Origin of the sequence: Wolbachia endosymbiont of Nasonia giraulti, from assembly GCF_048054155.1 — a bacterium.
Classification (GTDB): domain Bacteria; phylum Pseudomonadota; class Alphaproteobacteria; order Rickettsiales; family Anaplasmataceae; genus Wolbachia; species Wolbachia pipientis_C.
This window is the reverse complement of the sequence record NZ_JAFEVH010000058.1, coordinates 1-5,951: the sequence shown is the minus strand read 5'-3', so window position 1 is coordinate 5,951 and position 5,951 is coordinate 1. Positions and strand designations below refer to the sequence as shown.

The 5,951-nt window shown below is 33.8% G+C and carries 4 protein-coding genes and 1 pseudogene; 1 reads left to right on the top strand and 4 read right to left on the bottom strand.

Going from position 1 to position 5,951, the window contains the following annotated elements; translation table 11 throughout:
* Both JR312_RS05665 and JR312_RS05660 read right to left on the bottom strand, forming a co-directional pair.
* Positions 1–1,144: porin (locus JR312_RS05665; RefSeq protein WP_416647929.1), on the bottom strand; the 1,144-nt coding region annotated here is incomplete at its 3' end.
* A 62-nt stretch (positions 1,145–1,206) separates the two neighbouring features.
* Complete coding sequence (locus JR312_RS05660) at positions 1,207–2,022, bottom strand: hypothetical protein (protein WP_151808062.1); 816 nt, start codon at positions 2,020–2,022, stop codon at positions 1,207–1,209.
* Between the two features lie 233 nt (positions 2,023–2,255).
* Between JR312_RS05660 and JR312_RS05655 the strand changes: the two genes are divergently transcribed.
* On the top strand, positions 2,256–3,041 hold the full coding sequence (locus JR312_RS05655) for an enoyl-ACP reductase FabI (RefSeq protein WP_151808061.1): 786 nt from the start codon (positions 2,256–2,258) through the stop codon (positions 3,039–3,041).
* A gap of 16 nt (positions 3,042–3,057) precedes the next feature.
* Here JR312_RS05655 and secD read toward each other — a convergent pair whose 3' ends face one another.
* Both secD and JR312_RS05645 read right to left on the bottom strand, forming a co-directional pair.
* The gene (gene secD, locus JR312_RS05650; RefSeq protein WP_213863082.1) at positions 3,058–4,563 is read right to left on the bottom strand and encodes a protein translocase subunit SecD; all 1,506 of its coding nucleotides are present in this window, start codon (positions 4,561–4,563) and stop codon (positions 3,058–3,060) included.
* Positions 4,564–4,727: 164 nt separating this feature from the next.
* Positions 4,728–5,752, bottom strand: a pseudogene (locus JR312_RS05645) (IS3 family transposase).
* Between the last annotated feature and the right edge of the window lie 199 nt (positions 5,753–5,951).

The following is a 5,951-nucleotide window of genomic DNA, read 5'->3' as shown; positions in this document are numbered from 1 at the left end:
ACACATAACCAGAGTTGTTATTTTCTATTTTAGGCTCTTTTGTACTAAACTTTACAATATCGAAATAGTATGAAGTACCTAAAAAAAGAGAATTTTCAAGACTTAAAGCATATGATGTTAACTCGTTTGTACCTTCGCCTGCAATATCCCTACCACTACTAAAATATGTTAAGCTTGATTTGTAAGAATCAGAATGGTAAGCGATACCTGCATTCATATAATACGTATTATTTATTTCAGGATTACGCTTCTCACCAGATTTACCACCATTACCATACGAAAAAATGCAATCAAGATCGAACAATTTTAGCTTCAAACCAAAATTCCAGTGTAGTAATTGATTGCGGCATTCATAATTTTTAGAAGTCCCATCTGAGCAATCAGTTAAATTTTCTCTTGCAAATTCACCAGTCAAAGCTGTAGTAAAACCTATATCATCTGACAAGCTGTTTTTATAGGAAAGGCCAGCAGCAATTAAATTGCTGTACTGTAAGTTATTTTTTCCTGGAACATAACTGAATCCGAGTTGAAAGTTATAGATTTCAGGGGAGATGTAGTTAATTGATGATTGTTTTAACCCTAGTTCGAGTTCATTATAATCGCTATAAATATTGGGCTTGACCCAGAACACCTTGTCTTGATCATATCCAGGGTCACCATCTTTTTTATGATCACCGCGCAAATTTGCATAGTTTGTCCAATGACCATTTACTCCTCCAGCAGCTGCATAAATTTTTGAAGTGTTAATTAACATGCTCTGACCAACTAAACTTCTTTTACCATATTCAATTGATCCAAGTTCCTGGTTTTTTATGATAAAATACCATTCCTCCATGTCTAACTTTTCTATGTCTAACGCTTTTAGGTTTGCAATACCAGAAACCCCTGCCTTAACATTAACCCCCATTTGAGTATTTGGATAAACTTGCTGTAAATAAAGAAAGCGCAAGTATGAATAACTTGAAGTTTTATCCTTAGGCTTAGCATTGAAAGAATCTATGTTGAAGGCGTAGCCGAATCTCAAATCTATTTTTCCGTCTAGTTCTGCATAAAATATTTCCTTATCCAAAATTGTTTTAGAGCTAGCACTATTCTGCAAAAACAATGATGAAAGCAGTGCTACCAGGTAGTACTTTAACTTCATAAATAAACTTAAATCTTTATAAAAATTTAAGTTTAAACTCAATATAAATAAAAAACAACTTTTCAGAAGGCACCGCTGGTAGATTTTGCTGCCTGTTTTTGAGCTATATTCCCATAAATTATTGATACACTTGGTAATTTTCGCTTTAATAACTGCTTATTAATGGCAGAATGTATACGATTAATTATTTTAGATATACTTTTTACATCGCAGTTAATCAAAACAAAAAGCACTTTATTCTCATCAATATACCCTAGAAAATCATCACTACGGCAATTTTTATAAAAATGTTCTATGATAACTTTCAGTGCATTATTTGTCTCACTACAGCTACTATTTAAGCCAATCACTCCTATAGCTGCATTAATTTGATGTTGAAAGGCAAAATTTAATATAACGTATAACTCTAGAATAGTGGACTCATTGCCCGGTATATCGAATAAGTCATGGTTTTTATATTTTTTACCCATTAGATATTTATCTCTAAAGATTCCTAGTTTATGGGACAAACTGATATCACGTATTAATAGCTCATAATTTATTTTATTACTGGCAAATTGTGCAGTGCGGAAAACTTTTACTTTTGTCCTGATATCTTCTCCTTTAGCATCAGTTAAGGAAAAATCTATCACTTTAGGTAATATATCAAGTAAATCGTGCCCATTTTCGGTATACTCTAAATAATTCTTCATGTCGTCAGCTGCTCTTGCACTTAAAATATTGATTAACGGCTTATTAAGTAAATTCCCTTCCTCGTATTTTAACAAATTCCTTGCGGCTTGATTGAGCCCTAAAATTAACACGTTTTTTTTCTTATTATCCTGACAAACAGATACCACAGCATCATCTTTTCTTCTTGCAGTTATGAAATCATCCATACTTTCATTCTATACAGCGTATTTATAAGTATAATAAGATTATATTAAGATTTACTTACTTATTAATATGCTTAATTGGGTATAGGCAGAATGTCATATGGAATGGCTTTGTTGTAGAAGAATCAAGATTACTGTTTATAGACTTCAAGTTACTGCAAAAAATATTTTAAAACATAGTGATATCTTGACTTTACCTAGTTAATATTCCAAATTATAAAAAAACAGATAGTTCTATGACGACAAGTCTATTACAAGGCAAAAAGGGATTAATAACCGGAATAATAAATAAGAGATCAATAGCATACGGTATAGCAAAAACTCTCTCAGAGCACGGAGCAGAACTTGCAATCACCTACCAGAATGAAATAATAAAAGAAAAACTATCACCAATAGCAGATGAACTAAATGTGGAGCTAATATTACACTGCGACGTTTCAAATGAAAAAATCATAGATAACGCTTTCGAAATAATAGAGAAAAAATGGGGTACTCTTGACTTTTTGGTGCATGCAATAGCATTCTCCGATAAAAATGAGTTAGATGGTAAATATGTCAATACTTCACTGGATAACTTCCTCAATGCAATGCATATATCGTGCTATTCTTTCACTGCTTTAGCACAAAGAGCTGAAAAAATGATGTCAGGTGGTGGTAGTTTGCTTACTTTATCTTATTATGGCGCTGAAAAAGTTATGCCAAATTATAACGTTATGGGTTTATGTAAAGCGGCACTTGAAGCAAGTGTAAAATATATAGCATGTGATCTCGGGCCACAAAATATCAGAGTAAATGCAATTTCCGCTGGTCCAATCAGAACTTTAGCATCTTCTGGAATAAGCGATTTTCACTCCATATCAGAATGGAATAGAAATAATTCTCCGCTCAGACGCAATGTTACAATAGAGGATGTTGGCAAGGCAGCGTTATACTTATTAAGCGACTTAAGTAGTGGCACTACTGGAGAAATTTTGCACGTTGATTCAGGATATAACGTTGTGGGAATGAAGGTGGTTGACTGAGATCTAAATCCTTAATTCAAAGCGCTAGTTCCTTCGGGTTCATACACAACTCTATCAGGAGTTTTGTGACTGTGATTGCAGAAAACATCGAACATAAAATTCCTATTGATAGAGTGACAGAAAAGCCTCTTATTGCTCCACTGCCAATAATGAACATTATTCCTGCAGCAATTAATGTAGTGATATTTGAATCCAGTATTGTCTTTATAGCGTTTTTAAACCCTTCTTCAATAGCACGTTCCACTCTCTTGCCAGATTTGATTTCCTCACGAATTCGCTCAAATATTAAAACATTTGCATCCACCGCCATACCAACAGTAAGTGCAATACCGGCAATTCCAGGTAAAGTTAGAGTTGCTTCAAGCAGAGTGAGAATTGATAATATAAGAACTACATTAGAAAAAAGTGCAACAGAGGCCAATACACCTAATTTGCCGTAAGTGATGATTATAAATAAAGCCACGGCTATAATAGAGATTGTTGCTGCCATTTCCCCTGCCTTTATTGATTCTTCTCCAAGACTTGGGCCAATGTTTTTTTCTTCAATTATTTTAAGTGGTGCTGGCAGTGCTCCAGATTTTAAAAGTATTGCAAGTTCGCTTGCTTGTTTTTCAGTGAAATTACCGCTAATTTCTCCCTCTCCATTTAAAATTGGCTCACGTATTGTAGGTACTGTTAAGACTGTGTTATCCAGAACAATTGCAAAAGGTTTTCCCACATTTTCTTTAGTGATTTTTGCGAATCTTTTACTCGCTATGCTGTCAAATTTAAAATGCACTGTTGGTTTACCTAAGTGACCAAATCTAACTGATGCGTTAACCAGCGAATCACCACCTATTTCAGTTTTGCGGAATATTGGATAAGAATTACCTAAAGAATCCTTGAGCATGACAGTGGTTTCATGGTCTATATCCTGCACCTTGGCTATGTTAGTGTTTGCCAAATGAAAAGCTAGCTTAGCAGTTTTGCCAAGCAGAGATTTTATCTGCTTGGTATCTTCTACTCCAGGCACCTGCACTAATATTTTATTCTGCCCTTGTTTTTGAACGCTGACTTCCTTTGTGCCAAGTTTGTCCAAACGGCGCTGGACATTGTTTATTGATTCTGCAGCTACTTCACTGATCAAAGAATTTTTATAATGGGGTTTATACGAAATGAGAATCGAAGAATCTTTTCTATTTAGTTCTAAATTTGGATTTATCGCATTAATCAACACAGATGCTTTTTTATAATCATCAATATTATTTAAAGTTATAACGCTATTTTGTACGTTAGATTCAATATTTTTTGTTAGCAATGTCTCTTTTATTTCGTTAGCTAGCATGCTTAGCTTTTCCTTAAAATAGAAGTCTAAGTCTATGTTTAAAAGCAAAGATGCCCCTCCTTTCAGGTCAAGACCTAAGTTTATTCTTTTTTTCGAAATAAAAAGCTTATTATCAAAGAAATTTGGCAGTGTTATGTATAAAGCAAGTAAACAGATGCATAATACTGAAAAAGATTTGATTATAAGTCTGTTGTACATAAGTTGTAGGTTTAAAATTGTAATAATTGATTGTAAGTTAAAAATAGATTTTTGTAAAATTCTCTATTTGACCTTACCCAGAAAAAGTAGAGAGAAAGTTAAGACGTTTTTATCATGAGAATAAATTGTGCAGGAATGCAATAGTTAATAGTAGAATGTCTACGTTATTTGTTACAAAAGATTTCTATGTATTCAAATATGGCAGTTCTGGTTTGTTGAGCGAGAAGTATCAATAAGCAGCTCCCTTTTAAGTGAACTTTTCTGCAACAGAGTTATCGTAACAACAGCCCTTATGGCTCATGCTGGAAATGATGTTTTTTGTATTCAATAGAAATTGGTAATTTTGAGAGGTATACTGTGACCCTTGATCGCTATGTAACAGCAGATTTTTATCGGGTTTGCGTTTATCAACGGCCATTAATAAAGAGTTCATAACCAATTGTTTATTTATTGCACTACTCATTAACTACCATACGTGAGAATTATTGCTGCCAAATATAGCCATCCCTCCTTGGTTTTGATGTAAGTAATCCCATACTTTATTTGGTTGATCAACAATAAAGTTTTGATCTAGTATATTGGGAGCTACAGCTCTATTATCTGTTTGTTGTTTTTTAATTTTAAACTTTCTTCTCAGTATAGCCCTGATGTCATTTTTCTGCATAATACTTTGCACCGTTTTCAAATTGCAACTTTTACCCAAAGCCTTCAATTCAGCATGAATTTTAGGAGCTCCATATCTACATTTAGAAACTTGATATATTTTTTTGAATAGCTGCGAGTAGCTCTTTATTTGCTGATTCTCTACTGCTTATTTTTCTTGTGGTCCACTTATAGTAGCCACTAGCAGAAAATCCTACATAATTCCTGTACTTTATAGCAGTTACTATATAAAAAAATATTTTACTCTTTTTGACTGGCCAGGGCTTTTTTTTAAATGTCTCTTTCCCTTGTTACTCTTGCTTTGTAAATCAAACCTCTCTTTGTCGTAAGGAGCCATGTTACCTCTACCTGGAAATGCATCTGCTGCCGACTTTTTTTCGTTATATTTCTTCATCCATTTTCCTAATACACTATCCCTTATTCCTAGATCTCTTGCTACTTTTGCAACTGGTTGACCTACCTTTCTTTGTTCATTTGCCAGCTTAACAGCTTCCAATTTGAATTCTGCCGTATATTCTCTTACCATTTCTAATCCTCCAAAATTTTATTTTACCCGAAAAAACTCTTTTCTTTCTCTCCACTTTTTCTGGGTAAGGTCAGTTTACTGGCCTCTCCATGAGTGAGATTGAAAAATTAAGTGGAAATCTGTGAACGGTTACCTTGGATGACAGAAAAGAGTGTTGGAAGGAGGCAATATTAAAAACTTAATTTCAGTCCAGCCAAGA